Origin of the sequence: Corallococcus macrosporus DSM 14697, assembly GCF_002305895.1 — a bacterium.
Taxonomy (GTDB): domain Bacteria; phylum Myxococcota; class Myxococcia; order Myxococcales; family Myxococcaceae; genus Myxococcus; species Myxococcus macrosporus.
Genome location: NZ_CP022203.1, coordinates 1,388,662 through 1,414,734 on the forward strand (window position 1 = coordinate 1,388,662; position 26,073 = coordinate 1,414,734).

Consider the following 26,073-nt stretch of genomic DNA (forward strand, 5'->3'; position numbering starts at 1 on the left):
CGATGCAGCGGGGGACTAGAGCATGCCCAGCCGGCGCGCGTTGGCCGGCTCCACCGCCGCGGCTTCCCAGCGGCGCACGGCCTGCTCGCGCTCGGCCTCGGGGGCATCCGCGTAGTAGCCCAGCGTGTCGTGCAGCGCGCGGCTCAGCTCCTCGATGGCCGCCAGCCTCACGTCCAGCTCCCGGTGGCGCAGCGCGGCGACGAGCCAGTCCGCGCGGCGGCGGCTGCGGTTCTCCGCCCACCAGGCCGACCACGGACGCGGATCCAACCCCAGGGTGGCGCGCGTCACTTCCCGCAGCGCCTCCGCGGCGGCCTGGGCGCACATCTCGTCGTCGCCGCCGGTGAGGCGGATGAGGCCTTCAATCGCGTCGCGGTCATGCAGCGTGCCCAGGGCCCGCGCGGCCAGCGAGCGGCGCAGCGGGTCGCGGCTGTTCAGCTCGTGGCGCAGGTCGCGCAGGGCGGCGTCCAGCCGGGGGAGCTGCTTGAGCGCGGCGGCGGCCACGCGCGCGGCGCTGGAGATGTCCGGCTCCAGGTCGAACAGGCCGCGCAGCACGCCGTCCACCAGCTCCACGTAGGGCAGGTTTCCGGCGGTGAGCAGCGCGAAGTAGCGGGTGTCCGCGTCCTGCGAGTCCAGCAGCGGCGACACGGCCTGCGCGGCGGGGCGGCCCAGCCGGGACAGCGCGCCGGGGATGGGCCCCAGCTCGTCCGCTTCGGGCAGCTCCACCACCGGCAGCCGGCTCCAGGCGGTGGGGCCGGGGAAGTGTTGGGCCAGCACGCGGGCGCTGGCCTCGGGCGAGCGCGCCAGCTCCGCCATGGCGTTGGCGCGCTGGGCGGCGTCCGGACCGGTGAGGCGGCGCAGCAGCGGCGCGAAGTCCGGCGGCGGGCGCTCCTCCTGCGACTGCGCGCGAGGCGGCAGCGCGGCGGCGCGGCCCATGTTGCCGGTGGCGCCCCGGCCGAAGAAGGGGCTCCAGCCCAGGCCGGCGACCACCGCCGGCGCGGGGGCGGGCGTGGGGGCCACGGGCAGGTCCACGTCGATGGTGAGCTCCTCGTCGTCCGGCGCGCGCAGCTCCGACACGCGCTGCTTGCGGAAGAGGATGAGCTCCTGGAAGGCCGCCGGCAGGTCCTGGCAGAACAGGATGTAGTCGGACAGGCGGCGCTGGCTGATGGGCCGCTGGCCGCAGTCACCATAGAGGATGGCCACCAGCCGGCCCTTCACCTCCACCGGGTACAGGAAGACCGTGCGCGGCGTCTGGCGCCCGAACAGCTCCAGGTAGTGCCGCGTGAGCGCGTCCGGCGGCAGCGGGCCCGCGTAGCTGCCTCGGGTGACGGCCACCGTGCGGAAGACGCTGCTGGCGTCGAGCGGGATGGACACCTGCGTGAGCTGCTCGCCCGTCATGCCCTCGCCGCGAGCTTCCAGGCCCGTGGCGCCGCCCCGCAGCACGGCGAACGCGGCGACGTAGTCGAAGGTCCGGCGGCCGAAGCGCAGCGCGACGTCGATGAGGCGGTCGCGGTCCTTGGTGGCGTCCTTCAGCGCCGCGCGCGCCTGCGCCAGCGTCCAGTCCGGCACGTCCTGGCTCGCGGGCGGAGGGGCGGGGCGGGTCTCCAGCGTGGCGGGCGCGGCCGGCTTGGGGCGAGGCGGAGGCGCGCTCTGCGGCGCGGCGCCCGGGTTGGGGAACACGAGGAACGCGGGCTCGCTGCGCGGCTGCGCGGCGGCCGGCTTCGGCGGCGCCACCGGCGTGGTGAAGTGCAGCGTGGGCGGGGCGGCCGACTGGGCTGGCGCGGGAGGCCACACCTGCGGCGTCCCCGTGGCGCCGGGCTGGGCCGGAGGCCACACCTGGGACTGACCTGGCGTCGCGGCCGGTGCGCCCTGCGCCGGCGGGAGCGGCGTGCCGGACTGCGCCGGTGCGCGCGGGGCCGGGGACGAAGCAGGCTGTTGGGCCGAAGGCGCGGTGGCGGCAGCGGTCGGCTTGGGTGCGGCGGCAGCGGCCGGCTTGGGCTCGGCGGCTCCGGGCGAGGGCGGCGCGGCCTGGGGCGCAGTCGACGCGGACGCCGCCGCCCCAGCCGGGTGCAGCACCGGAATCTGCGAGGCCGGCGGGTTGGGGCGCTGCGCGGGACGCGCGGGCGCGTCGGCCTGCGGCATGTTCAGGCGCAGCGGCGCCCGGACGAAGGCGGGAGGCCCCGGGGGCGGGAGGTTCTCGGGGGCCTGCGTGAGGGCCTCCGGCGGAGGCGGGGGCGGGCGCTGCGGCGGGGCCTCGGGACGGGGAGCCGCCGCCTGAGGCGCGGCGCTGACCTCCGCGGGGAGGGGCTCCTGCGCGACGGAGCGGGCCAGCCGCTCCACCACGTCCGCGGTGAGGGACTCCTCCTCCAGGGCGGCGGGGGGCGGCGGCGGCGGCGTGGCCGCCTGGGCTTCAGGGTCCAACGCCGCCGACAGCCTGGCGAAGCGGGGCGCCAGCGGCTGGCGGTAGATGGTGGAGACCCACTCCCGGACGCGCACCTCCGTGGCCACCCAGAGCTCCAGCGGCTTGCCCAGGAGGAAGCCGACCTCGTCGAGCTCCTTCTTGGGCACCGGATAGCCGCTGGCCACATGCAGCGTGTTGCCGTCCAGGGACAGCGGGACGACGCACAGGCGCTCGGCGATCTTCGGCGGGATGAAGGAGGCGACTTCGGGATTCGGCTCGAAGTCCATCAGGTTCACCGGCATGAAGCCGGAGACCTCTCCGAGCAGCGCGAGTACGTCCGCCTCGCTGGCGATGCCCTGCTCCAACAACACGGAGTCCACCTGCCCGCCCAGGGTCTGGTGCTGACGCAGCACCTCCCCCGCCTTCTCCTGCGTGAGAAGCATGCGTGAGACGAGAAGCTGGGCGAGGCGGGCGGGCATGTAGGACGCGGCATCTTACGGCCGCGGCCGCAAGGCACAATGAGCCGGTGGTTCAGCTCGGTTGAACGACGAAGGTGGACGTCAGCTTGTCATGAAGCGTCTGCCCGCGCCGGTCGAAAAGCGCCATCCAGAAACCACCCAGGAAGAAGACGAAGGACAGGCTGGCCAGCAGGGCGCGGATGATGGCTCGGCCCGGCGCCGGGGCAAGGCCATGTGTGTCCACCAGCCGAAGTCCCAGGGCCAGCCGCCCGAGCGTCCGGCCGTTCCAGAGGACGGCCGCCACCGCGCAGTAGACGAGCGCGAGAATCAGGACGAGGAAAAACCCGGGAAGGAGGATGGCGTGGAAGGCGTGGAGCCAGGCCACGAAGGCGTCCATCCCCTGCAGCCCCGCATCCGGCGACTTCAGCCCCGTCACGGACGAGGCCAGGGTGATGTAGAGCGCCGCCACCCCGGCGATGGCCGCCGTGTCGATGGTGAAGGAGAGCAGCCGACGCCACAGGGAGGCCGGGCGGGCGCGCACCTCCGTGTCACCCGAAGCGGACCTGGCCTGGGCCTTGTGGGGAGGCGTCTTGATGGCCTCGGCGCGTGCCACGCCCACGGAGACTCCGGGGAGGAGCGGCTCCAGGTGCGGCAGACCGGAGGGGGCGGCCGGGGACTGCGCCGGGGGGAGCCCGTCCGCGGTCTCCACGCGAGGAAGTCCGGCCGGGGCGGTCGCGGGAGGCGCCGCGTGCTCCGGGCGGGGAAGTCCTCCGGACGGGGCCGCCTGCTCCATGCGGGGCAGCCCGACGGGCGCAATCGCCGGAGCGGCCAACTGGGCGGGAGCCTCCGGGCGCGGCGCGGGCGCCACGGGCGGCGTGCCATAGGCCGGCGTCATGGGAGAGCCAGTCGCCGGGTGGGGCTGCGCGGCCCGGGGCGCAGGCTGCTGCTGGACCGCGGCGGGAGGCGCTGCGGCTCCAGGCTGCTGGGGCGCGGCGCCCGACTGGGCGGCCCGAGGCGTGGCCTGCTGAGGCGCGGCGGCGGCACCCGGCTGAGGCGCGGCGCCCGGGTGGGCGGCGGCGCCTGGCTGGGCGACGCGAGGTGTGGCCTGCTGAGGCGCGCCGCCCGGCTGGGCGGCGTGGGGAGTCGCGGCTCCAGGCTGCTGGGGCGCGGTGCCCGGCTGGGCGGCCCGAGGCGCGGCCTGCTGGGGCGCGGCGGCGCTCGGGTGGGCGGCGGATGCGCCGGGCTGTGCAAACCAAGGTGTGGCCTGCTGAGGCCCGGCGCCCGGATGGGCGGCCCGAGGCGCGGCCTGCTGGGGCATGGCGGCGGCCCCCGGCTGTGCGGGGCGAGGCGCGGGCTGCTGAGGCGCGGCGGCCCCCGGCGGGGCGGCGCGGAGGGCGGTGGCCCCCGTCTGCTGCGGGGGCGCGGCGTCGCGGCGGGCTGCGCGGCGCGAGGCGTGGCGGGGCCCGGCAGGGGCGTGGACAGCGGGGCGACGGAAGGCGGCGGCGGTGGCGCGTGCTGCGCCAGGTCGGCGAAGGCGGGCGCGCCTGGCAGCGTCGACAGCTCCTCGGCGCGCTGCTCCGCGCGGCGGTCGATGCGGATGTCCCGATCGAGGAGGCTGGGCACTCCGGGTGAGCGGACAGTGACGGTGTCGCAGGCCGCGCACTCACCCACGGGTGGAAGCAGGGCACCGCACTTCAAGCACTTGGACAACGGACTCCTCCCGGCTGGACGACTGCTACATGAAAAGACAGCCATGAGCCGGGGGCAAGAAAAGTGGCGAGCCCCCGAGGTCCCTCGCTCGAAGGACCGTCAGGGGCTCATCACCGTGTGTCATGCGCGTGTCCCTGGGGGACCTCGCGTGGAGAGTCCTTCACTCTCAGGCATGGGCCCGTCGCCGTCCGGCTGCGCCCACCAGCAGGAGCACGACGATTGCGCCAATCACCGACATGATGATGCCTGAAGGCCTCAGGTCGAAGAGCCGGCCATCCCGCTGGAACAGCGAACCGACGAGGCCGCCCACGAGCGAGCCGACCATGCCGAGCAAGGTCGTTGCGATCAGCCCCATGCTCTGCTTCCCGGGGAGGATGGCGCGGGCGATGAGACCCGCGATGAGGCCGATGACGATGAATGCGATGATCCCCATGAGTGTCTCTCCTGTGTTGAGGGACCCCCGAGGTCCCCTACGGCAGAAACGTAGGAATCATCTTCGGACAGTGTGAACCGCCCGCCGCGTGCGGTTGGTTGCCCTCCTGCTACCCGAGTTCGCCATCCAGGTGCATCATCACCGCCAGCGCCGCGAGCGCGGCCGTCTCCGTGCGAAGGATGCGCTTGCCCAGGGTGACTGGCCGCGCCCCCAGGGCCTTCAAGGCATCCACTTCTTCACGCGCAAGCCCCCCTTCGGGGCCAATCACCAGCGCCACCGCGGTGCCAGCGCCCGCCGCCCGGAACGCCTCGCCCATTGGGACGGCGGACTCTTCCTCATCGAGCACCAGCAGGACGGTGCCGGCGGGCAGCGAGCGGGCCGCATCCACCAGCGGTGCGGGCGTGGCCACGCGTGGCACGTCGTTCCGGCGGCACTGGCGCGCCGCCTCCTCGACAATCTTCGTCCACCGGGTGGTGCGCTCCTCCGCGCGCCTGGGCTCGAGCTTCACCACGCTCCGCGCCGTGGCCACGGGATGGAAGGCGGTGGCGCCCAGCTCGGTGCCCTTCTGGAGCACCAGCTCCAGCTTGTCCCCCTTGGGGAGCCCCTGGAGGATGCTGACCTCGCGGCGCGGCGGCGCCACGCGCGCGGTGCCCAGCGTCAGGCGCACCGACTCCGGGGCGACGTGGGCCACCCGGGCCTCGAAGGCGCGGCCCTGGCCGTCGAAGACCTCCAGCGCGTCGCCTTCCTCCAGGCGGAGGACATGCAACAGGTAGTGGCGGCGCTCGCCGGTCAGCTCCACTTCGGCGGGCGCGGGCTCGGGCAACGGGGCGAAGAGGCGGACCAAGGCGTTCTCCACTGCGAGGGGGCGGACCCACGTGTTGACGGGAATGCACTGTGGCCCGGCGTCCTGGCTCGCGCAAAAGATGCGCTGACCGCGGAAGCCGAGGGTGCTCGCTGTCCGTGGGGGAGTTGAGGCACGATAGCGGGCAGTGCCCGTCATCATGCGCCGCAGCGACAAAGCCACATCACACTCCAACGAAGAGGTGGTGCTGGCAACCAGCTCGCTTCAGGGCGAGCGCCGCGTGGCCATCGTCCGCGTCGTGGTGGTGTTGCTGATGGCGCTCAGCCAGGTCGTCATCGCCGGGTTCGGCGGGGAGACCTACTCGGCGCCGGTGGATGGCGTGCGCCTGCAGGTGATGGGCGCCTACGTGGTGTTCTCCGTCGTCGCCATCGTCGTGCTGCTGCTCCAGAAGCCGCACCCCGACCGGGCCCGGTGGCTGCCCGTGCCCACGACGCTGGCGGACACCAGCTTCTTCTCCTTCATGGCGTGGCACACCTGGCGCATCTCCGGCGTCTTCGATGCCGGCATGCTGTGCGCCAGCCTGGGCATGGTGCTGGCCTTCTCCGTGGTGCGCTACTCGTGGTGGCACGTGCTGCTGTCCACCGTGCTGTCCGGCGGCGGCTACGCGCTGCTCGCGTGGCTGACGGGCCACGGCTCGGTGGCGCGCACCAGCTTCGTGCTCATCTGCTACGCCGCCCTGGGCGCGCTCATCGCGCTGACGAACTCCGACGTGGGCGGCATGTTCCTCAACCTGCGGCGCCGGGACGGCCTGTCCCGCTTCCTGCCCCGGCAGGTGGTGGAGCGGGTGATGCAGTTGGGGGACGACTCCCTCCAGCCGGTGCAGCGCGACGTCACCATCCTCTTCAGCGACATCCGCGACTTCACCGCCCTGAGCGAGACGCTGGACCCGGGCCAGGTGCTGGAGCTGCTGGACGACTACTTCGGGCACATGGCCCACATCGTCATGGCGCGCCATGGCATCGTGAACAAGTTCCTGGGGGACGGGATGCTCGCGTGCTGGGGCGTGCCGGACGCGCGCGAGGACCACGCGGAGCTGGCCATGCGCGCGGCGCTCGACATGCGCGCCAGGCTGGAGGACATCAACGCCCAGCGCATCCTGCGCGGGCAGCCCGCGCTGCGCATCGGGATTGGCCTGCACACCGGCATGGTGGCGGCGGGCATGCTCGGCGGCGCCGAGCAGCATGAGTACACCGTCATCGGTGACGCGGTGAACCTGGCCTCCCGCGTGGAAGGCCTCACCAAGTCCCACGGCGTGGACATCCTGGTGAGCGAGCGGACCTGGCAGATGGCCGGCGAGCACTTCGTGGGCGAGCGCCTGGGCGAGGCGCACGTGAAGGGCCGGCGCGAGGCCGTGGTCGTCTACTCCCTGCAGGGCCCGCGCTCCGGCGAGGACGCGCCGCCCGTGCTCCGGGCCGCGGCCGGCACGTAGCGCCCGTCCGCCGCGGCCTTCCAAGGCAGGCGCGCGGGCGGAGCAGGACGTCAGGCCGGGAGCGAGGCGCCGCCGCCCGCCTCCACCCGGGCCCGCAGCGTCCGCTTCATGCCCAGGGAGAACAAGGCCACGGTGAGCAGGTAGACGGGCTCGATGAAGAAGAGCAGGGGCCCGCCCAGGGACAGGCCGTGGGTCTTCTTCTCGAAGACGACGTGCGCGCCGACGACGAGCGCGAAGCGCACGGCCATGACGGCCACGGCCACCGCGACGGCGGTGCTCGCGGGGAGGCGGGCGACCACGGCCTCCGCGGCGAGCAGCGTGGGCACCAGGGGCAGCGTCATCAACAGGCCCGCTGTCCACTCCAGGGAGACGGCGTACAGCGCCACGGCCAGCAGCAGCACATGGGCCGCCGTGAGCCCCACGGGGCCCACCGGCAGCCGGACGAGCCCGAGCGGGACGAGCAACGCGAAGATGAAGAGGTAGGCCCCCACGAAGTGCGCGGCGCGGCTGACGCCGTTCTCATGCAGGGGCAACCAGACGCGCAGTTTGTCGGCGAAGCTCGTCATGACGGGGGACTACGCGCGCACCGGCGCGGCGGCGGTGGCCTGCTGGGGCTTGAGGACGTAGTCGCCCAGGAGCACCGCGACGAAGAAGAGCGGGCCCACCAGCGCGTGCACCAGGTTGGTGAGGAAGGAGGGCGACTTCTTCTCCCAGACGCTGTGCCCGGCGAGCTGCACCAGCCACGCGAAGGCGGCCACGGCCACCACGCTCCACGTGGGCATCAGCCGGCCCACCGGGAAGCACGCGACCATGAAGAGCACCACGATGAGGCCCAGCTTCACGTCGGCCCGCAGGTACCAGACAGCGGCCAGCGCCAACGTCACCATGCCCAGCGTCAGCGAGCCGCCCGGAATCGCGGGCACCGCCACCAGGTGCACCCAGTCCAGCATGGCCACGATGTGCAGCACGATGAGCGGGATGGCGATTTTGTGCGTCAGCCGGTTCGTCGGGTGCTGATGCGAGGCGTAGTACTCGTCGAAGAGGGCGACCACCTGGGACTTGAGCATGCGTCCTCCGGAAGCGAAGGGGTGTGGATGCTCCGTAGCGTAGGGGAAGTGGCGCCGGGTTTCCTGGCCGCGGACGCCAATCTCCTGGCCGGGGACGCCAGCGTGGCGGCGGGGGCCGGGCTCAGGTCGGCTCGGTTCGCTCGCGCCAGACGCGGGGCGTCATGCCCGTCCACCGCTTGAAGGCGCGGTCGAAGGTGCTCAGCTCCGAGTAGCCCAGGAGGAAGGCCACCTCGCTGACCCCCAGGTGCGCGTCCCTCAGGTAGTCGAAGGCCAGCTCACGGCGCACCGCGTCGACCTCGTCCTGGAAGGACGTCGCGTGCTCGGCCAGGCGGCGCTGGAGGGTGCGGGGGCTGACGTGCAGCGGCTTCGCCACGTCCGCCATCTGCGGCGCGCCTTCCCTCAGGGCGGCGCGGAGGGCGTCGCGGACCTGTTGGAGGAAGGGCGGCGTTGGGGGCGCGGCGGGTGGCTCGGCGGCGGGCGTGCCGGCGGCGCGCTCCAGGACGGAGAGCAGCACGGGGTCCGCCCCCACCACGCGCAGCGCCAGCGTGGCCGCGTCCAGCGTCAGCGCGTTGCGGCCCGCGTCGAAGGTCGGGGTGACGCCGAAGTGTTCCTCCAGCGGGCGGAGGTCCGCGGGGGCGGGGTGCGCGAAGGAGACGCGGCGCGGATTCCACGGGTGCTCGGTGAGCTGGCGCCCGACATGGACGAAGAGGGCCAGGCCGAACTCGCTGGCGTGCCGGCCATAGGCCAGGGGCTCGCCGGGGATGCCGTAGACGAAGGTGCCGCTGCCGTCCGGCGCGTCCTGGAAGGAGGCGCGCCAGGCGGGCTCCAGCAGCGCCATGTACCGGGCCAGCGCGCGGAAGGTGTCCCGGACGGTGGGGGAGGCCCGCGCGATGTACTCCACCAGTCCGTAATTCCCACGGGGGACGCGCTGCGCCACGTGCAGGCCAAGGAAGGCGTCTCCGGACAGCGCCTCGGCCGCGTCGAGGAAGGCGTGCAGGGTGGGCAACGCGAGCGTGACTTCCGGCAGCGCGCCCACGTTGCCCGGCAGCCCGAAGCGCTCCACCAGCCCGGACGGGTCATGCCCCGCGGCGCGCAGGTAGGCGAGCAGTGGCCCCACGAGCTGGGAGCGGACGTCGGTTGGTGGCCGGGAAGGGGGCGGCGTCTCCACGCGGGCGTGACGCTACCGTGTCTGGGGCGCGGGGCCCACCTCTCTGGAAGGGCGCCGGCTGGTGCGGGCATGCCTAGAGTGCGGCCATGGACAACCTGGCTCACTCGCTCGTGGGGGCATGGATGGCGGAGGCGGGGCTGAAGCGCACCACGCCGCTGGCCACCGCGACGCTCGTCATCGGCGCCAATCTTCCGGACGTGGATGGCCTCGTCGCCTTCGCGGGCTCGGATGCGTCGCTGTACTGGCGCCGGGGCTGGACGCACGGCGTGCTCGCCCTGGCGCTGTGGCCCTTCGTGCTCACGGGGTTGATGCTGCTATGGGACCGGTACGTGCGCCGGCGCAGGCATCCGGACCTCCCGCCCGCGCGCGTCGGGCCGCTGCTGGTGCTGTCCACGCTGTCCGTGCTGAGCCACCCCGCCCTGGACTGGCTCAACACGTATGGCGTGCGGCTGCTGATGCCCTTTGACGGGACGTGGTTCTACGGCGACACGCTCTTCATCATCGACCCGTGGGTGTGGCTGCTCGCGGGCGCCGCCGTCATCATGGCGGATGCTCGCACGCGCAAGTCCGCCGCGGCGTGGGTGGTGCTGGGCGTGGCCTCCACCGCGCTCATCATGGTTCCCGCGTTCGTCCCGTGGCCTGCCAAGGCGATGTGGGCGGTGGGCGTGGCCGCCATCGTCTGGTTGCGGCTGCGGGGAACACATGTCCTCTCCGTGCAGCGCGTGGCCCGGGTATGCGGCGTGGGGCTCTTGCTCTACTTGTGCGCCATCTTCGCGGGCTCGCAGGTGGCCGCGCCGCGCGCGCTGGACTGGCTGCGCGCCCAGGGGCTCCCCGTGGAGCGCGCCATCGCCGGGCCGCTGCCCGCCAACCCCTTCGTGCGGGACATCATCGCCCTGGGGCCGGACCGCTATCACTTCGTCCGCGCCGACTTCCTGGCGGATGACGCGGGCCGCTTCCGCATCAGTGACGCCAGCGAGCCTCGCGTTGTCCAGCCCGGGCCTGTCATCCAGGCCGCGCTGTCGGCGCCGCAGATTCGGGGGCTGGCCAACTGGCTGCGCCTGCCCACGTATCAGGTGGAGGAAGGCACCGACGGATGGCGCGTCACCATCCGCGACGTCCGCTACTCGCGGACGCAGAGTGGCGGCCTGGGAACGGCGGTGGTGGAGCTGGATCACGCGCTGCGCCCCATCCGGGTCGAGCAGCGATAGGGGCTCATCGCCGTCCCCGCTTGAGTCGCACGGGGACGGCGCCGTGCGCCTTCAGCGCTTCAAGTCGATGCGCACCCACTCGCCCTGGGTGGCGCCGGGCAGCACGGTGAGGCCCAGGTTGCGGTAGGCGGCTTCCACATCCGCGCGCTGATGCGCCAGCACGCCCGCCAGCACGAGCCGGTCCTTCGTCTTCGCCACAATCAACGGCGCCAGCTCGATGAGCGTGTTGGCCAGGATGTTGGCGAGCACCAGGTCGAAGGTGCCCTCCACCTGGGTCAGCTCCTTGCCCGACACCTCGATGTCCGGCGTCCCGTTCTCCGCCTGGTTCTCCTGCGCCAGCTCCACGGAGACAGGGTCATTGTCGGTGGCGACGGTCCGCCCCGCGCCCAGCTTCTTCGCGGCGATGGCCAGCACGCCCGTGCCGGTGCCCACGTCCAGGACGGTGGCGCCCGGGTGCTCCGCCATGTACGCGTCCACGGCCGCCAGGCACAGGGACGTCGTCGGGTGGTCACCGGTGCCAAAGGCCATCTTCGGCTCAATCACGAGCTGCACGGTGCCGGCGGGCGCGTTCGCCTTGTCCCAGGGCGGGCCCACCCACAACCGGCCCACGTGCACGGACTTGATGAGCGACTTCCACTCATTGCTCCAGTCCTGCTGGGGCTGCTCGTCGAGCGTGAGCCGCGCGTCGGGGAAGGACTCCACCACCTCGTCACGGGCGGCCTCGGCCGTGTCGCGGTCGTCGTAGTAGCCAATGATGATGGCCTCGCCCGGGTTGGGTCCGCGCACGCCCGGCATGATGGGCCCTTCGCGGTCCCGCACCTCGAGGCCCAGCGCGCCCGACTCGTGGAGGAGGTCCTGTACGGCCTCGGACGCTTCCTCGGGCAACTCCACTGTGAGTGACAGATAGGTCTGGGACATGCGGGCCCTTTAATCCCAGTGTGGCTAGCGTGGAAGCGCTGTGAGACGCCTCATTCGCTGGTGGCCCCTGGTCTGCCTGACCGCCTGCTCTGGCCCGGACGCGCCGGATGCCGCGGTCTGTCGGGATGTCGTTGTCCGGCTCTGCCAGGCGGCGGCTGTCTGTCCCGGTGTGGCGGTGCAACTCGACCTGGGCCTGGCCTGCGACGCCAGCCTCCTCCAGAGGACCGGCTGCGAGGGCGAGGCCTTCGCCTTCACGTCCCCCACGCGAGAGCGCGTCCTGGAGTGCCGCGAGCCGCTGCTGAGCTGGGGCATGTCCACGGACCTCCCCCCGGCCTGCGGGGACGCGACGCGGTTTCTCACCGAGTGCCCGGACGTCGCGGGCTTCTTCCGGGAGGGCCAGCCATGAAGCGTCTGGGGGCGGCGGTGTTGGTGTGGGCGGTGGGGTGCACCCCGCTGGACGTGGAGCGGCGGACGGAGCGCGGGCCGCTGCTGCGGACCTACGCTCAGGAGAAGGCGCTGAACGAGCGCATCCCCTTCGCCACCACGCAGGTGCAGTGGCCCCAGCTCACCCTGGCCTTCTCCTCGGCGGACATCTGCCGCACCGAACAGCACGGCGAGTACGCCGAGGACGTCATCTCCACGCGCTACGACACCGGCGCGGCGGCGGCCGTGAGCACGGGCGGCATCCTCGCGGTGTTGGGCGGGGCCCTGCTGGTGGGGCGCACGCTGTTCTCCGACGCGCCGAACCGCTCCGCCATCGACGAGAAGGGCCGCTACGGCGCCTCCAGCCGCGAAGTGGCCACGGGCTGGGGGCTGGGGCTGCTCATCGTCGGCGTGCCCGCGGTCGTCGCGGGCATCGTCCAGCTCAACCGCGGCGGTGAGTCGCGGGAGACGCGCAAGACGGACGAACTGTTGTCCCTGCGGGAGGTGCCCTGCCAGCCCAAGCCGGTGGACGGCGTGGTGGAGCTGGCGGGCGGGCCGGATCCGCAGCCGCCGCCCCGGCTCACCCTCAATGGGGCGCTGGTGCTGACGGCGGATGAGATTCGGGAGCTGTCCTTCAGCGGCCTGGCGCTGGACGGAACGCCTGTCACGCTGGGAGAGGAGGACCTGGACCGGCTGGAGACCTTCCGCACCTGCGCGACGCTGCTGGCCGCGCCGGTGGATCCTCAAGCGCTGGCCGGGGAGGCGCGCTCGAACCCGGACCGGCTGAAGGTCAAGCGGGAGCTGGCACGGGGCTGCGCGAAGCTTCCGGGCGCTCCCGCCCAGCCCCTGCTCGACGCCATCGAAGGCGCCCTCGGGAGCACCGCCCTCTAAGCCAACTGGAGTCATACCGTTCAGGGGGATGCTGCGTCGTAAGAGCTCGCCGTCGCCCGTCGTGCCCTGCGGAACCGCGTCGTGACACGCCCTGCCTCACACGCGAGGGGTGGACATGGACGCGGAGTTGGAGCGGCTCCGGTAAGCAGTCAGGGAGTGACGAGGCTGCAGGCGGAGCCGGTGCGCAGCATGGTGCGCTACCCCGAGGCGTTGCGGGCCGCAGTCTGACGGCCAGCGCCTTCCGCAAGGCCCCCGAGTACCTGCGCCACCTCTGGCCAGGGCTGACCCTCTTCCTCTCCAACCCCTGGTGCCCCTGGACAATCAACACGTCGAGCGCCAGATGCGCACCGCCCTCTTCGCCATCGAGAACCCCGGCATCGTCACTCTGCCCAAGAGCCTCGACTGACCGCTGACCGTCCTGCACGCTCCGGCCATATCAGCCCGAACTGGAAGGGGGCACGGCGAGTTCTTACGTGTGCGCGGCGTGCCAACGGAATTGCCCCCCCGGAGGCGGTGCCCAACCACAACTGCCGCATGCCGGTTGTCGTGATGGCCTGTCGGCACCGCGCACTAGGGTGCGGGCAATGAAAGCCATTGGTGCTGGTTTCTCCAGGAACTCAAGATTCCCCCCGTTGATGCTCCTGCTCCTCTCGGCTTGCACAGAGGGCCCAATGACCCGACCTGACGCCTCTGTCCGGAAGTGGGTTGGCCCGGTGGTGACACTCCCGGGCGGAGGTCAATTCCGAACGGTCATCTTCTACGGTCCTTGGCAGTGCAGCAGCCAGCTCATGGACTACTGCCGCTCGAAGTGCTCAGGAAGTGGCCATGCACTCCAAGGCTGCATGTGGCTGGCGGATGTGAAGATGGACTTCCAGGGAACCGTGATGCGAGCGGGGAGCCGCTACGGGATGACGCACTGTTGCTGCAACTACGCGACGATTGCCCCTGCCCAGACCAACGCAGCGCGGGGGCAATGGAACAGCATGCGCCCCGACTTCCGGCGCCAGTGGGCAGAACGGTTCGGTGCCTGGCCCACCGATGCAAATGGGACACCCTACGAGGGGCATCACGTTCGGGACCTCTGGCACGGCGGCAATCCCACCGACTGGGACAACATCATTCCGTTCCCGCAGGACCTGCACCAGCAACTCCCGGGCGCTTACAAGCAGTGCTACGCGAACAACCCACCGTGGACTACGACAGGGGTGGACCATCCCTATGGAGAATGACCCATCCATGAAGGACCTCCTTGCGGAGTTGTCGCGACTCCACTTCCCAAATCCTCCTGCGACGCCCGAGCAAATCGAAGCGTTCGAGGACTCCGCAGGTTGGCGTTTGGACCCGGACCTACGCGCCTTCTACCTGCATTGCAATGGTGCGCGCCTCTTCGACCGTATAGACCCTGCGTTCGCCTTCGTGCCGTTGTCGGAACTTCGCCGTGCCCGGCTCGTCATGCGTAACGACGACAGCGAAGAGGGCGGCCCCGCGTCTTGGTATGCCCTCTGCCGTGTGCGGGACAGCAACTTCATCCTGCTTGATGTGAGCGAGCAGCACGAAGGCCGCTACCCCCTACGTGATGGTTACAACGAGGCGTTCCCAGACCCGGACTACTGCCCCAAGATTGCCACGTCATTTCGGGCCTTCTTGATGGGCGCGCTCAGGTCGGAAGAACGGTGGTTCTGGCTGTCGAACCCTTGATGACCTCCGTAACTGCCTCGACGAAAGGCACACGCGTGTCCAGCCGTAGCTTTGGGACTCGGAAGGCGGCACGTGAAGCCCCTGCTCGACGCCATCGAAGGCGCCCTCGGGAGCACCGCCCTGTAGGGACGGTGTGTCCTCCCGAGGGACACCGGGCCGCTACGGGCCGACGATGGCCAGCGCGCTGCGGTCGAAGTCGATGACCTTGCGGGCCACCTCGCGCACGTCCTCCGCCGTCACCGCCGCGACGCGGTCCGCGTAGTGGAGGAAGTTCCCCATGCCCAGGCCGTAGCAGGTGTCCAGCGCCAGCAGCGCCGCCCGCGCGCCGTTGCGCTGGAGACCAATCTCATGCGTGCCGATGAGGTGCTGCTTGGCGCGCGCCAGCTCCTCGGCGGGGATGGGCTCGTCCCGCACGCGCGCCAGCTCCGCGCGGATACCTTCCAGCGCCGCGTCCACCTTCTCCGGGCTGGTGCCCATGTACGTGGCGAAGTAGCCCGGGTCCACGCCCTCGATGGCGAACGAGCTGACGCTGTAGGCCATGGAGCGCTTGTCCCGCAGCTCCACGAAGAGCCGCCCGCCCTGGCCGGACAGCACCGTGGAGAGCACCTCCAGCGCGTACTGCCACGGGTCGCTCACGCGGCCACCCGGGAAGCCCAGCACCAGGTGCGCCTGGGCCCTCGCCAGCACCTTCTTCGCCTCGCGGGGCCCCGTCAGCGGCGCCTCCACGGGGACCTTGGGCGGCGGGGCCGCCTTGCCGCGCGAGGTGCCGAAGTACTCGCGCGCCAGGGCCATGACCTCGTCCACCTTCACGTCGCCCACCACGCTGAGCGTGAGCTGCGACGGGTCCATGTACGCCGCGTGCCACGCGCGCAGCTTCTCCGGCGTCAGCTTCTCCACGGAGGCGTGCTCACCGGAGGTGGGCAGGCGGTACGGGTGCGTCTGGTAGATGGTCTTGCTGAACAGGTCGAAGGCCACGCTGGACGGCTTGTCCTCGCGCGTGAGGATGTCCTGGAGCAGCAGCGTGCGCTCGCGAGCGACCTCGGCCTCCGGGAAGGACGGGTTGAGCAGGCAGTCCGCGAAGAGGCGGAAGGCCGGCTCGAAGTGGCGCGACAGGAACTCCCCGCGCAGGCCCACCGAGTTGCGTCCGCCCTGGCCGCCCAGGCTGCCCGCGTACACGTCGATGAGGTCGGAAATCTCCTCCGCGTCATGCGTGGGCGTGCCGCGCGTGAGGGTGCGGGTGAGCAGCGTGGAGATGCCGTTGTCCTCCGGCGTCTCGTAGCGCAGGCCGCCCGCGAACGCGGCGCGGACGGCGAACAGCGGCACCGCCGGCTCCACGCGCACGACAATCGTCGCGCCCGACGGCAGCTTCTCCGTGATGATGTCGCTGGGGCCCGTGCCCGCGCCCTTCAGGATGCGCACCGGCGAGTCGCTCACGGGCACCTTGCGCGGCTTGCGCTCGGGCGGCGGCGCGGCGGGCCCGCGCTCCGCGGCGTCCAGCACCTCGTGGACCTGCGCCTCCGTCAGCGGCGTGCCCTCCGGCAGCAGGCCGGTGACGACGGCGCGGTCGAAGCGCAGGTAGCGCTCGGCGGCGGCGCGCAGGTGCTCGGGCGTGAGGTTGCGCACGGCCTCGTAGTAGCGGGCCTCCGCCTCCAGGCTGCCCATGCCGGACTGGTAGAAGCCCATCTTCCGGGCCACGCCCTGCACCGTCTCGCGCTGGTACACGGCCTCCGCCTCCACCAGCGCCTTGGCCGTGGCCAGCTCCTCCGCCGTCACCGGCGTGGCGCGCAGCGTGGCCAGCCCCCGGGCCGTCTCCTCCAGCGCGCGCACGGCGTTGGCGGGCTGGAGCGTCAGCGACGCGGAGAAGATGCCCGGGTCCACCGGCGTATAGGCGAAGGTGTGGATGTCGTTGACCAGGTTGTGACGGCGCTTCACCTCGCGCGCCAGCCGGGACGCGTCCCCCTGGCCGGCGATCATCGCCAGCACGTCCAGCGCGGGCACGTCCGCGTGGTCCGCCTGGGGAATCCCGAAGGCCAGGTGCAGGTAGGCCTCCTTCACCTCGTCCGGGCGCAGCAGGATGCGCCGGCCCGTCGCCTCGGGCTCCGCGGCGCGCGCCACCCAGCCCTCATACGGCCGGCCCCAGTCGCCGCCGAAGATGTCCTCCACCCACGCGCGCAGGTCCGCCTCGCGCAGGTCCCCGGCCACCGACAGCACCAGGTTCCTGGGCGTGTAGTGCCGGTGGTAGAACTCCAGCACCTTCTCCCGCGTGAAGCTGCGCACGCTCGCGTCGGTGCCGATGACGGGCAGCCGGTAGGGGTGCACCTGGTAGGCGGTGGAGAAGAGGTCCCTGGAGGCGCGCCGGGACGGCGTGTCCTGGCTGCGCTTGATTTCCTCGCAGACCACCTCGATTTCGCGCGACAGCTCGCCCGCGTCGAAGGCCGACCGGCGCACCGCGTCCCCCAGGATGTCCAGGCCCATCCGGGCGAACTGGCTGGCGATGACGATGTGGTAGACGGTCTGGTCGTAGGAGGTCCAGGCATTGATTTCGCCGCCGTGGGACTCCACGTCCCGGGCGACCTCGCCGGGGCCGCGGCGCTCGGTGCCCTTGAAGAGCATGTGCTCGTGGAGGTGGGCCAGCCCCGCCTGGTCCGGCCGCTCGTCGGCGCTCCCGGCCTTGACCCAGACCTGGAAGGCCGCGACCTTGGCGGCGTGCTGCTCCTCGAAGACGACGGTAAGCCCGTTGGGTAGCGCGTAGCGGATGGCCATAGAAACGTCCGAAGCTGTCACCCGCCCACCGAGAGGGCAAGGCGAGGTGTGATGTTTTCCCTCACTGGCTAACGCCCGGGAGCCCCGGCGTCGAGGAGACTGTACGGCTGCCGTCCGACCGGATGGATGGACTTCGGACGCGCACCTGCCCACGCGTCTCTGGTGGTGAGCCCGTCCGGGGGGTAACCTGCGCCCGCCCATGCCGTCACCTCCGGAAGAGGTGGATCCGCTCGCGGACCTGCGCGAAAGCCTGGACCTGGAAGACACCGGCGCCTCGGTGGCCCCCGCCGCCGTCGCCCCCGTGGCTTCCAGGCCCCTGCCCAAGCCACCGCCCTCGGCCCCACCGCCCGCCGCTCCGCCTCCGCTGCCGCCGCGCCGCCCGGCCGCCCCCTGGCCGCCGTGCCCAAGGGCACGGGAGTGCCCGCGACCCCGAAGGCCCCCGCGGCCCCGGCCGCCCCCCCGCCGCCCCGGCGGTCCGCGCCGCGCGCGGCTCGGGGAATGATCCATTCGGCGAGCCCCCGGAAATCCGGATGCCCATGGGCGGGTCGCCCGAGGACAAGCTGGAGTACTTCCGGGCCGTGGTCCGCCAGAAGACGGAGACGCTGGCGCGGGCCCGCACGCTGTACGCGGAGCGCGACGGCGAGCTCAACGGCGTGAAGCAGTCGCTGACGCTGGCGCGCAAGGAGCTGGCGGAGTCGAAGGCCAGCATCTCCGCCTTCCAGGACGAGCTGGCCCGGGCGGCGTCGGAGTCCCAGGCCCGGCTGGCCGCCCTCCAGGAAGAGCTCACCGCGGTGGAGGCGGACCGCAAGGACCTGTCGCGCGCGTTGGCCGAGGTCGAATCCGACGTGCCGCGCCTCACATCGGAGCTCCAGGAGGAGCGCGAGGCCCGCGGCGCGGTGGCCGAGGAGCTGATTGGCGCGAAGGAAGCGCTGTCGCTGGCCCAGGACCGCGTGGCGGAGCTGGCCGCGGAGAAGTCCGAGGCCCAGGGCGCGCTGGAGGCCGTCCAGGAGCAGTACCAGCAGGCCATCGCCGACGTGGAGCGGCTGACCTCCGAGCTGGAGGCGGCCTCGGCGGAGAAGGACTCGCTGAACCTGCGCGCCGCGCAGCTCGAGGCCGCGCTGGCGGAGGCCCAGTCCGGGCTGAGCGCGCTGGAGAGCGAGAGCGACTGGTCGAAGAGCTCGCTGGAGGAGGCCCAGGGCCGCGCGAGCACGCTCGCGGCCGAGCGCGACGAGGCGCGCAAGCAGCTCTCCGTGGTGGAGGACGGGCTGCGCACCCTGCAGGAGCAGGTGGCGGAGCTGGAGCGTTCGCTGGCGCTGAAGGACGCCGAAATCGTGGGCCTGCGCGCCGCGCTCACCGCGCGCACCACCGAGGCCGCCGAGCTGCCCGCGCTGCGCCAGGCGCTGGAGGCTCGCACCGCGGAGCTGGCCCAGCTCAAGGCGAAGCGGGAGTCGGAGGCGGCCAAGGCGGCGGAGCGCTCGGAGGCGCTGGAGGAAGGGCTGGCGCAGGCCAGTGAGCGGGCGCAGGTGGCGGAGGGTGAGGCCGCCGCGCTGAAGGAGGCGCTGGAGGCCGCCGAGGTGGAGCAGGTGTCGCTGCGGGACCGCATGGAAGCGGACGCGGCGGCGCTGGGCGAGGCGGTGCAGCAGGCCGAGACGAAGGTGTCGGAGCTGACGGCCGCGGTGGAGGCGGCCCACGCGGAGCACGCGGCCATCAAGGAGCAGCTCGCCGCGGTGGAGCTGAAGGCGGCCACCAAGGACGCGGAGCGGGTGGGGCTGTCCGCCCGCGTGTCCATGCTGGAGGCGGCGTCCGGGCAGCGCGAGGCGGAGCTGGCGCGGCTGCAGGCGGAGGTGGCGAAGGCCCACGAGGCGCTGTCGCTGGAGCAGGCGCGCCGCGAGGCGGCAGAGGCCGAGCGCACCGACGCGGAGGTGGCGAAGGCCCAGGCCGAGGCCCAGGTGGAGTCGCTGACGGTGGGGCAGGGCGGCGCCGAGGCGCAGGTGGCCTCGCTCACCGAGGAGCTGGAGGCCGCGCGCGCCGAGGCGGACAAGGTGGAGCGTCTCCAGGGGCGGCTGAAGATGATGGAGGGCGCCCTGGAGGCCGCGAAGGCCCAGGCCGCTGGGGTCGGCAAGGCGGACGCGGCGCGCGCCACGGCGGAGGCGAAGCTGGCGCGGACCGAGGCGTCGCTGAAGGCGGCGGAGGAGAAGCTGTCGCAGGCGGAGGCTTCGCTGCAAGCGGAGCAGGAGGCCCGGCAGGGGCTCGAGGCGAAGCTGGCGGAGCGGCCAGCGGCGGCTTCCGACGGCGCGCCAGGGGACTGGGAAGCGGAGCGCGAGCAGCTCAAGGCGGACGCGGCCAACCTCAAGCGGAAGCTGATGGCGGCCGAGACGGCGCTCGAGAACGCGGCCGGTTACAAGGCGAAGATTGCCCGGTTGGAAGCGCAATTGAAGGGCAAGAAGTAGAGGTTTCCCCTTCATGCCTTTCGACGCTCCAGTGGATGCCCTCACGGGGATGCCGGCGGCCCGCTTCGGGCTGTACCTGCACTTCCCCTACTGCCTGGCGAAGTGCCCCTATTGCGACTTCGCGGTGGCGGTGGCGCGGCAGGTGCCGGAGGAGCGCTACGCGCGCGCGGTGCTGAAGGAGCTGGACACCCGGCTGGCCGCCGAGCCCTCGCTCGCGGGCAAGGTGCTCGACTCCATCTTCCTGGGCGGCGGCACGCCGTCCCTGTGGCACCCGCGCTACGTGGCCCAGGTGCTGGACGGCATCGCCGCGCGGCTCAAGGTGGCGCCCGGCGTGGAGGTGTCGCTGGAGGGCAACCCGGAGCGCGCGGACGCGGAGCGCTTCGCGGGCTACCGCGCGGCGGGGGTGAACCGGCTGTCGCTGGGCGTGCAGTCCTTCCAGCCGGAGACGCTCAAGGCGCTGGGGCGCGCGCACGACGCGGCCATGGTGGAAGGGGCCGTGGACGCGGCCCGGCGCGCGGGCTTCCCGGTGGTGGCCATGGACTTCATCTATGGCGTGCACGGGCAGACGGTGGCGCAGGTGGAGGCGGACGCGCGTCGGGCGGTGGCGCTCTCCCCGGAGCACCTGTCCACCTACGCGCTGACGGTGGAGCGTGACGTGCTGGCGGAGGACACGCCCCTGTCGAAGCGGCTCAAGCGCGGCGAGCTGGCGCTGCCGCCCGACGACACCGTGGTCGACATGGCGCGCGTGGTGCGCGAGGTGTACGGCGCGGCGGGCCTGCACCGCTACGAGGTCTCCAACCACGCGCGGCCGGGGTACAGCTCGCGCCACAACGCGCTGTACTGGACGGGCGGGGAGTACCTGGCGCTCGGCGTGGGGGCCACGGGCATGCTGCTGTCGCCCGAGCCGCACCGGTACGTGAATCTGCGCGGCGCGGAGCGCTACCTCGTGGAGGCGGAGGCGGGGCGGCTGCCCGAGGACAGCCGGGAGCCCCTGGGGCCCGAGGAGCTGTTCGCGGAGCGGCTGGCCATGGGGCTGCGGCTGGTGTCGGGCGTGGACTGGGAGGCCGTCTGCGAGCGATACGGGCAGCCGGTGGCGCCCCGCCGGGCGGAAGTCGCGCGGCTGGTGGAGCACGGCTTCGCGACGCTGCGGGACGGGCGTCTGGCATTGACGGAGAAGGGCGCGGACGTCCATAGCGCCGTGTGCGCGCGGCTGCTCTAGGGCGGCGCCCAGCGGAACGGATTCGAGAGGCGTATGAGCAAGTGGATTCTGTGGCTGTTCCTCACCCTGCTGACGGGCAGCCCGCTGCTGTCGCTGGGCCTCATCATCGTCATCATCTTCGTGGCGGACCGCTTCACCTGGCAGGTGCTGCCCAGCCCCGTGCGCCTGCTCAAGCGCTTCCAGCGCGCGGGGCAGCTCGCGGGCACCCTCCTCACCAACCCGCATGAGCGGCGCGCGCGGCACGAGCTGGCGGACATCCGCGTGGCGCAGCGCCGCTACGCCGAGGCGGTGGACATCCTCAAGCCCAACCTGGAGGCGGGCGACGAGGACGTGGACACGCTGTACCTGCTGGGCGTGGCCTACCTGGGCGCCGGTGACGCCCAGCGCGGGGAGCTGCTGCTGGACGAGGCGGCGAAGCTGGACCCGGACCACAAGCTGGGCGCCATCGACCTGGAGCGGGGCCGCTTCCGGCTGAAGCGCGGCGACGTGGCGGGCGCGGTGGAGGCGCTGGAGCGCTACTGCCAGGTGCGGCACGGCACGGTGGAGGGCCGCTACCTGCTGGCCAGGGCCCTGGCCAGGGTGGGCCGGGCCGAGGACGCGAAGCGGATGCGCGAGCGGGCCTGGATGGAGTACGTGGCGGCCCCCCGCTTCCAGCGCCGCCGGGAGCGCAAGTGGGCCTGGCGCGCGCGGCCCAGCCGCCCCCTGATGTACGCGGCGGCCTTCGCCCTGGTGATGGGCCTGCTGGCGTCCATGCTGCCCCGGTTCGGAATGACCCCGGAGCCGGGCTACGGCGACCGCTACCGCTACGACGCGTATGGCGAGCCCCACCGCGCGTCGGGGATGGAGGAGTACCAGGGCGAGTAGCTAGGCTGTGGGCCCATGTTCCCCACGCCGTCGCAGGTCCTCCGCCAGCGGGAAGGTGTCCTGGCCGATACGCCGTTCCCCCTGCTGCTCCACGCGCTGATGGCGGAGGAGCGCACCTGCACGCTGGAATTGAAGGTGCGCCAGCGGGAGAAGCGCATCGTCTTCGAGGACGGCGCGCCGGTGGCGTGCCAGTCCAACCTCCTCCACGAGACGCTGGGCAAGTACCTGGTGGAGAAGGGCAAGCTGACGGAGACGGACTACCAGAAGGCGCTGGCGGAGAGCATCTCCGCGGAGGTGCCGCTGAGTGGGCTGCTGGTGCAGAAGGGGCTCATCAGCCCCTTCGACTTGTACAAGCAATTGCAGGCGAACCTGGCGCACAAGCTGCTGGACTGCTTCCGCTGGGTGGACGCGAAGTACCGGCTCATCGCGGACGTGGAGCCGCCGGACGCCAGCGTGCGGACCAACACCGGCCAGCTCATCCTCACGGGCGTGGCCAACGTGATGCCCTTCGACGCGGTGGCCACGCACTTCACCTTCACGGACGAGCGCCGCTTCGGGCAGATGCCGGGCACGGAGGCGGGCCTGAAGCTGTCCTCGAAGGACGCGCGCCTGTTCCAGGCGCTCCGGCTGCGGCCCACCTTCAGTGAGCTGATGGAGCGCACCGGCTTCGACACGGAGGTGGTGCTCCGGCGGCTGTACGCGCTGTGCCTGCTGGAGGTCGCCGGCTTCGTGGAGGACGTGGACGCGAAGGCGGCCCGGCTGAGCGCGGAGCGGGCCGCCGCGCCTGTCGCCACGCCTGTCCCCGAACCCGTGGCGCCTCCGGTGGCCGCGCCGGCGCCGCAGGGGACGCCGTTCTCCGACGAGGACGAGGCGGCCCGCAACGCCCTGGTGAGCGCCTTCATGTCCCACCGGAGCAAGGACCCCTTCACGCTGCTGGACGTGCCCGAGGACGTGCAGCCGGTGCCGCTGCGCAAGGCCTTCCTGGCCCTGGCGGACCGGTTCGCGCCGCTGCGCTTCCACACGCCGGAGTTGCGCGAGAAGGCGGAGGTGCTGCTGGCGGCCCATGCGAAGGCGTTTGGCGCGCTGTCGGACGCGGAGCAGAACCTGCTGTGGCGCAAGCGACGCGCGGCGCACCGGGAGAAGGACCGGGGCACGCGGCCCACCACGGCCGAGCAGTTCCGTATCCGCACCGACCTGCTGGACGCGACCACCCAGTTCGACGAGGCGAAGCGCCGGCTGGCCGCGCGCAACCACGCGGGGGCCTTCGAGTACTTCGAGTACGCCTGCGACATCGACCCGAAGCCGCTGTACCAGGCCTGGCGCGCCTACGCGCGCTACCTGATGAAGCCGGAGGCGCACGGGCGGCTGGCCCAGCAGGAGCTGCAGGAGGTGCTGCGCCAGGAGCCCGCGCTGGAGGAGGGCTGGGCCTTCCTGGGGGAGGTGGCGCAGGGCGAGGGCCAGTGGAGCCAGGCGGAAGATGCGTTCCGCAAGGCGTTCAAGCTGAACCCGAAGAACCGCCGCTACGTCGAGCTCATCCAGGAGATTGTCAGACGGCGTTAGGCGCCCGCCCGCTTGCCTGGCAGGCTGTGTCTGGTGTTGGGTTTGGGGCCCTTTCCGGCCCCCTGGGGTGGTGTTTGTCTGACGCCCGACATTGAATGTCATTATTTGGGGTTGATGGGTGGCCGGGTTTTCCCTTTTGCGAGGGGCGCTAGGTAGTCTTTGGCGCCATGGGCGGCCTTCGTGAGAGGAATCAGTCGGGACAGGCGGCGGTCGAGTCTGCCATTGTCTTGCCGCTGTTCGTCTTCCTCATCCTGGGCATCCTCCAGTTGGGGTTGATGCACCAGGCGCGGCTCTTGACCAAGTACGCCGCCTACAAGGCCGTGCGGGCTGGGGCGCTGAACAGCGCCAAGGTCGACGCGATGGAGAAGGCCGCGCTCGCGGTGCTGTTGCCGATGCTGAGCGTGTCCTCGAAGGGGTCGGGGGACATGAAGCTCGCGCACATCCCACCCGTGGGGAGCGCGGCGGAGTTCCGGGCCAAGTGGCGCGAGGCTTCAAAGAACAAGATTCTGGCTGAAGGGTCGCCGCTCAAGCATGTGGAGGTCACCATCTGCGGCCCGACGCGGAGCGACGTGGGGGGCAGCGGGCCGGAGCTGGACTTCGATGACCCCCGGAACACCGCGCCCACGGGCTGGCGGGAGAGCCACCGGACCAAGCTGCGCGTCCAGGTGACGTTCAACTACCGGATGATCATCCCCTTCGCGGACTGGGTCATCTACCAGGCGGCGCGGGGCCGGGAGCTGCGAAAGGAATTGCGGATGTACAGCAAGCCTCGCGACCCAGACCAGGCACGTTACACGCCGGGCCCCTCGGAGTCCCTGCTGGAGCAGGCGGCCGCGCAGAAGGTCTACATCGCTCCCATTCGCGCCACCTACACCATGCGGATGCAGTCCAACTTCTTCCTCAACCGCGCAGCCCTCCCAGGGAGCAACGAATGCGTCTTCCCCTTCGCCTACCCGGCTCCGTGAGCGCCCGGGCCCGGAGACGCGCGCAGCGCGGGCAGGCCATCGTGCTGGGCGCGCTGTCCTTCCTGGTGCTGGCGTTGATGGTGACGCTGAGCTTCAACCTGGCGCACGCGCTGCGCCAGAAGATGGGGCTGCAGCAGCACAGCGACGCGCTGGCCTACTCCATGGCCGTCCTGGAGGCGCGGTCGCTCAATTACTATGCGGTCAGCAACCGGGGCATCGCGGCCTCCTACGTCGCGATGAACAGCCTCCACGCATACATGGCGGCAGCCAGCGTGACGGGCGAAATGATGCGAGCCTCGGAGAAGAACTTCAAGGAGTTCGAGCGCATCGAGTATCTCAGGTGCGCGTGCAAAGGGTGCTACGAGCACTGCTTGCACGCCCGGGAGGCGGCGCAGACCGCGGCCGACTTCGCCAGGGCGGGCCGGTCGTACGACAAAAGGCTCCGCGCGCTGGAGTCCAGCTTCAACGCAGCCGTCCGGGGCGTGGACGTCATGGTGGACAATCTTCATGCCTCGCAGCGTGAAGCGCATACCCAGACGCTGCAGGCCATCCAGGACGGCCGCAGTCAGGGCCTGAATCACCTGGCGGCTGAAACCGCGCCAGACGTCGGCGCCTTGCCGGGCGCCGTGGGGGGCCTCAACGCGAACGAATTCAACTGCGCGGTGGATGGGATGAGCTGCCGGGGGAGCGTGGAGAACGCCTCGCCCGAGGCGCTCGCGAGGGTCATGACGGAGATTTCCAATGCCACCCGCTCTGGCTGGCCCGCGGCGCGTAAGGCTGGGGGACTGGAAGGAGGGACCCGCAAGCCCAAATACCTGCACCAGGACTTCCTGACGGAGTTGGAGAACATTGCAAAGAGGGAGTATCGCGTGACCTCCCACGAGGGGACGGCGAAGTCGGTCCAGGACAAGGGGCAGGTCAACGCCGGAGGAAAGCAAGGCGGCAATCAAGGGACGACGGTCGCCGCACGAGAAGAAGGGACCATCCAGAACACCTGGCGGTACCACGGGCTCAGGTCGTCGAACGACTACGATGCGGAGGTCTGGAGTGACGCCAACGGCGGCGGCCACACGCCGGGGGGCGCCCACTCCGGCTCGCACACCTTCGAGGGCGTCAACGCCAACGCGCTGTCGGGCTGTGCCCGGTCGGGCAATTGCTTCATGAAGTTCCGCGCCAACCCCTCCTCTGACAGGGATTGGGGCCAGCCGCGCGTGTACAGCTATCTCACGCGGCCGCTCCGGGTCGGAGACCCGCGCAAGGCCCCCTGGGAGTTGAACGCGTCGGCCCGTATTCAGTTGACCCATGGCGCGCAGGGCACGGGGTCGCTCACGCTCGCCGCGCAGGAGGGCGTGGCGCTCTCCAAGGCGCTCGTCTACTACCACCGCTTCGGCGCGAATGGCTGGCGCGAGGCCCCCAACCTCTTCAGCCCCTACTGGCGCGCGAAGCTGCACCCCATCTCACCCGACGAGGCCGTCGAGGTCCTCGAAGCGGCGGGCAACACGGACGCGTCCCGGCTGGCGAAGGTCCCGGGGGTGTCCCTGTGAGGCGCGCACCCAGGCGAGGCGCCGCGTCCGTGGAGATGGCGGTGT

At 71.9% G+C, this 26,073-nt stretch carries 21 protein-coding genes; 12 read left to right on the forward strand and 9 right to left on the reverse strand.

Annotation, left to right across the window (positions count from 1 at the left end; all coding sequences use genetic code 11):
• Positions 1–15 precede the first annotated feature (15 nt).
• The 4 genes from MYMAC_RS05845 to MYMAC_RS05860 form a co-directional block, all read right to left on the reverse strand.
• The gene (locus tag MYMAC_RS05845) at positions 16–2,877 is read right to left on the reverse strand and encodes a GspE/PulE/PilB domain-containing protein (protein WP_095957363.1); all 2,862 of its coding nucleotides are present in this window, start codon (positions 2,875–2,877) and stop codon (positions 16–18) included.
• Between the two features lie 52 nt (positions 2,878–2,929).
• Positions 2,930–3,751 (reverse strand): RDD family protein, encoded by an 822-nt coding sequence (locus MYMAC_RS05850; protein ID WP_239989362.1) that lies wholly within the window; start codon positions 3,749–3,751, stop codon positions 2,930–2,932.
• 981 nt (positions 3,752–4,732) lie between these two features.
• On the reverse strand, positions 4,733–4,999 hold the full coding sequence (locus tag MYMAC_RS05855; RefSeq protein ID WP_013935687.1) for a GlsB/YeaQ/YmgE family stress response membrane protein: 267 nt from the start codon (positions 4,997–4,999) through the stop codon (positions 4,733–4,735).
• A gap of 109 nt (positions 5,000–5,108) precedes the next feature.
• Positions 5,109–5,843 (reverse strand): 16S rRNA (uracil(1498)-N(3))-methyltransferase, encoded by a 735-nt coding sequence (locus tag MYMAC_RS05860; RefSeq protein ID WP_095957364.1) that lies wholly within the window; start codon positions 5,841–5,843, stop codon positions 5,109–5,111.
• Positions 5,844–5,988: 145 nt separating this feature from the next.
• Between MYMAC_RS05860 and MYMAC_RS05865 the strand changes: the two genes are divergently transcribed.
• Positions 5,989–7,290: an adenylate/guanylate cyclase domain-containing protein gene (locus tag MYMAC_RS05865; RefSeq protein ID WP_013935685.1), complete on the forward strand. Its 1,302-nt coding sequence runs from the start codon at positions 5,989–5,991 to the stop codon at positions 7,288–7,290.
• A 50-nt stretch (positions 7,291–7,340) separates the two neighbouring features.
• Here MYMAC_RS05865 and MYMAC_RS05870 read toward each other — a convergent pair whose 3' ends face one another.
• The 3 genes from MYMAC_RS05870 to MYMAC_RS05880 all read right to left on the reverse strand — a co-directional run bounded on the left by MYMAC_RS05870 (position 7,341) and on the right by MYMAC_RS05880 (position 9,525).
• The gene (locus MYMAC_RS05870) at positions 7,341–7,856 is read right to left on the reverse strand and encodes an Mpo1-like protein (RefSeq protein ID WP_095957365.1); all 516 of its coding nucleotides are present in this window, start codon (positions 7,854–7,856) and stop codon (positions 7,341–7,343) included.
• Positions 7,857–7,865: 9 nt separating this feature from the next.
• Entirely contained in the window at positions 7,866–8,357 is a 492-nt protein-coding gene (locus MYMAC_RS05875) for an Mpo1 family 2-hydroxy fatty acid dioxygenase (RefSeq protein ID WP_095957366.1), read from the reverse strand.
• Between the two features lie 121 nt (positions 8,358–8,478).
• The gene (locus tag MYMAC_RS05880) at positions 8,479–9,525 is read right to left on the reverse strand and encodes an AraC family transcriptional regulator (protein ID WP_095957367.1); all 1,047 of its coding nucleotides are present in this window, start codon (positions 9,523–9,525) and stop codon (positions 8,479–8,481) included.
• An 86-nt stretch (positions 9,526–9,611) separates the two neighbouring features.
• Between MYMAC_RS05880 and MYMAC_RS05885 the strand changes: the two genes are divergently transcribed.
• Entirely contained in the window at positions 9,612–10,733 is a 1,122-nt protein-coding gene (locus MYMAC_RS05885) for a metal-dependent hydrolase (RefSeq protein WP_013935681.1), read from the forward strand.
• Between the two features lie 51 nt (positions 10,734–10,784).
• Here the strand turns inward: MYMAC_RS05885 and MYMAC_RS05890 are convergent, their stop codons facing one another.
• Positions 10,785–11,651 carry a 50S ribosomal protein L11 methyltransferase gene (locus tag MYMAC_RS05890; protein ID WP_095957368.1) on the reverse strand — a complete coding sequence of 289 codons (867 nt, stop codon included), beginning with the start codon at positions 11,649–11,651 and terminating at the stop codon, positions 10,785–10,787.
• A gap of 169 nt (positions 11,652–11,820) precedes the next feature.
• On the opposite strand from MYMAC_RS05890, the gene MYMAC_RS37635 reads away from it, so the two are divergent.
• From MYMAC_RS37635 to MYMAC_RS05905, 4 genes are all read left to right on the forward strand, one after another.
• Positions 11,821–12,057 carry a hypothetical protein gene (locus tag MYMAC_RS37635; protein ID WP_239989363.1) on the forward strand — a complete coding sequence of 79 codons (237 nt, stop codon included), beginning with the start codon at positions 11,821–11,823 and terminating at the stop codon, positions 12,055–12,057.
• A complete protein-coding gene (locus MYMAC_RS05895; RefSeq protein ID WP_239989364.1) occupies positions 12,054–12,965 on the forward strand; it encodes a hypothetical protein in 912 nt (303 codons plus the stop codon). Before MYMAC_RS37635 ends, MYMAC_RS05895 begins: the two co-directional genes overlap by 4 nt.
• Positions 12,966–13,822: 857 nt before the next feature.
• A complete protein-coding gene (locus MYMAC_RS05900; protein ID WP_239989365.1) occupies positions 13,823–14,194 on the forward strand; it encodes a hypothetical protein in 372 nt (123 codons plus the stop codon).
• Between the two features lie 7 nt (positions 14,195–14,201).
• Positions 14,202–14,663: an SMI1/KNR4 family protein gene (locus MYMAC_RS05905; RefSeq protein WP_095957370.1), complete on the forward strand. Its 462-nt coding sequence runs from the start codon at positions 14,202–14,204 to the stop codon at positions 14,661–14,663.
• A gap of 159 nt (positions 14,664–14,822) precedes the next feature.
• Here the strand turns inward: MYMAC_RS05905 and MYMAC_RS05910 are convergent, their stop codons facing one another.
• Entirely contained in the window at positions 14,823–17,426 is a 2,604-nt protein-coding gene (locus MYMAC_RS05910; RefSeq protein ID WP_204817413.1) for a M16 family metallopeptidase, read from the reverse strand.
• A gap of 530 nt (positions 17,427–17,956) precedes the next feature.
• Between MYMAC_RS05910 and MYMAC_RS05915 the strand changes: the two genes are divergently transcribed.
• From MYMAC_RS05915 to MYMAC_RS05940, 6 genes are all read left to right on the forward strand, one after another.
• A complete protein-coding gene (locus tag MYMAC_RS05915) occupies positions 17,957–19,876 on the forward strand; it encodes a coiled-coil domain-containing protein (protein ID WP_239989366.1) in 1,920 nt (639 codons plus the stop codon).
• A 13-nt stretch (positions 19,877–19,889) separates the two neighbouring features.
• The gene (hemW, locus tag MYMAC_RS05920; RefSeq protein WP_095957372.1) at positions 19,890–21,095 is read left to right on the forward strand and encodes a radical SAM family heme chaperone HemW; all 1,206 of its coding nucleotides are present in this window, start codon (positions 19,890–19,892) and stop codon (positions 21,093–21,095) included.
• Between the two features lie 33 nt (positions 21,096–21,128).
• On the forward strand, positions 21,129–21,959 hold the full coding sequence (locus tag MYMAC_RS05925; RefSeq protein WP_095957373.1) for a tetratricopeptide repeat protein: 831 nt from the start codon (positions 21,129–21,131) through the stop codon (positions 21,957–21,959).
• A gap of 15 nt (positions 21,960–21,974) precedes the next feature.
• Complete coding sequence (locus tag MYMAC_RS05930) at positions 21,975–23,519, forward strand: DUF4388 domain-containing protein (protein WP_095957374.1); 1,545 nt, start codon at positions 21,975–21,977, stop codon at positions 23,517–23,519.
• Between the two features lie 167 nt (positions 23,520–23,686).
• Complete coding sequence (locus MYMAC_RS05935; protein WP_043709140.1) at positions 23,687–24,484, forward strand: TadE/TadG family type IV pilus assembly protein; 798 nt, start codon at positions 23,687–23,689, stop codon at positions 24,482–24,484.
• Entirely contained in the window at positions 24,451–26,028 is a 1,578-nt protein-coding gene (locus MYMAC_RS05940; RefSeq protein ID WP_095957375.1) for a hypothetical protein, read from the forward strand. Before MYMAC_RS05935 ends, MYMAC_RS05940 begins: the two co-directional genes overlap by 34 nt.
• The last annotated feature ends 45 nt before the right edge of the window (positions 26,029–26,073 follow it).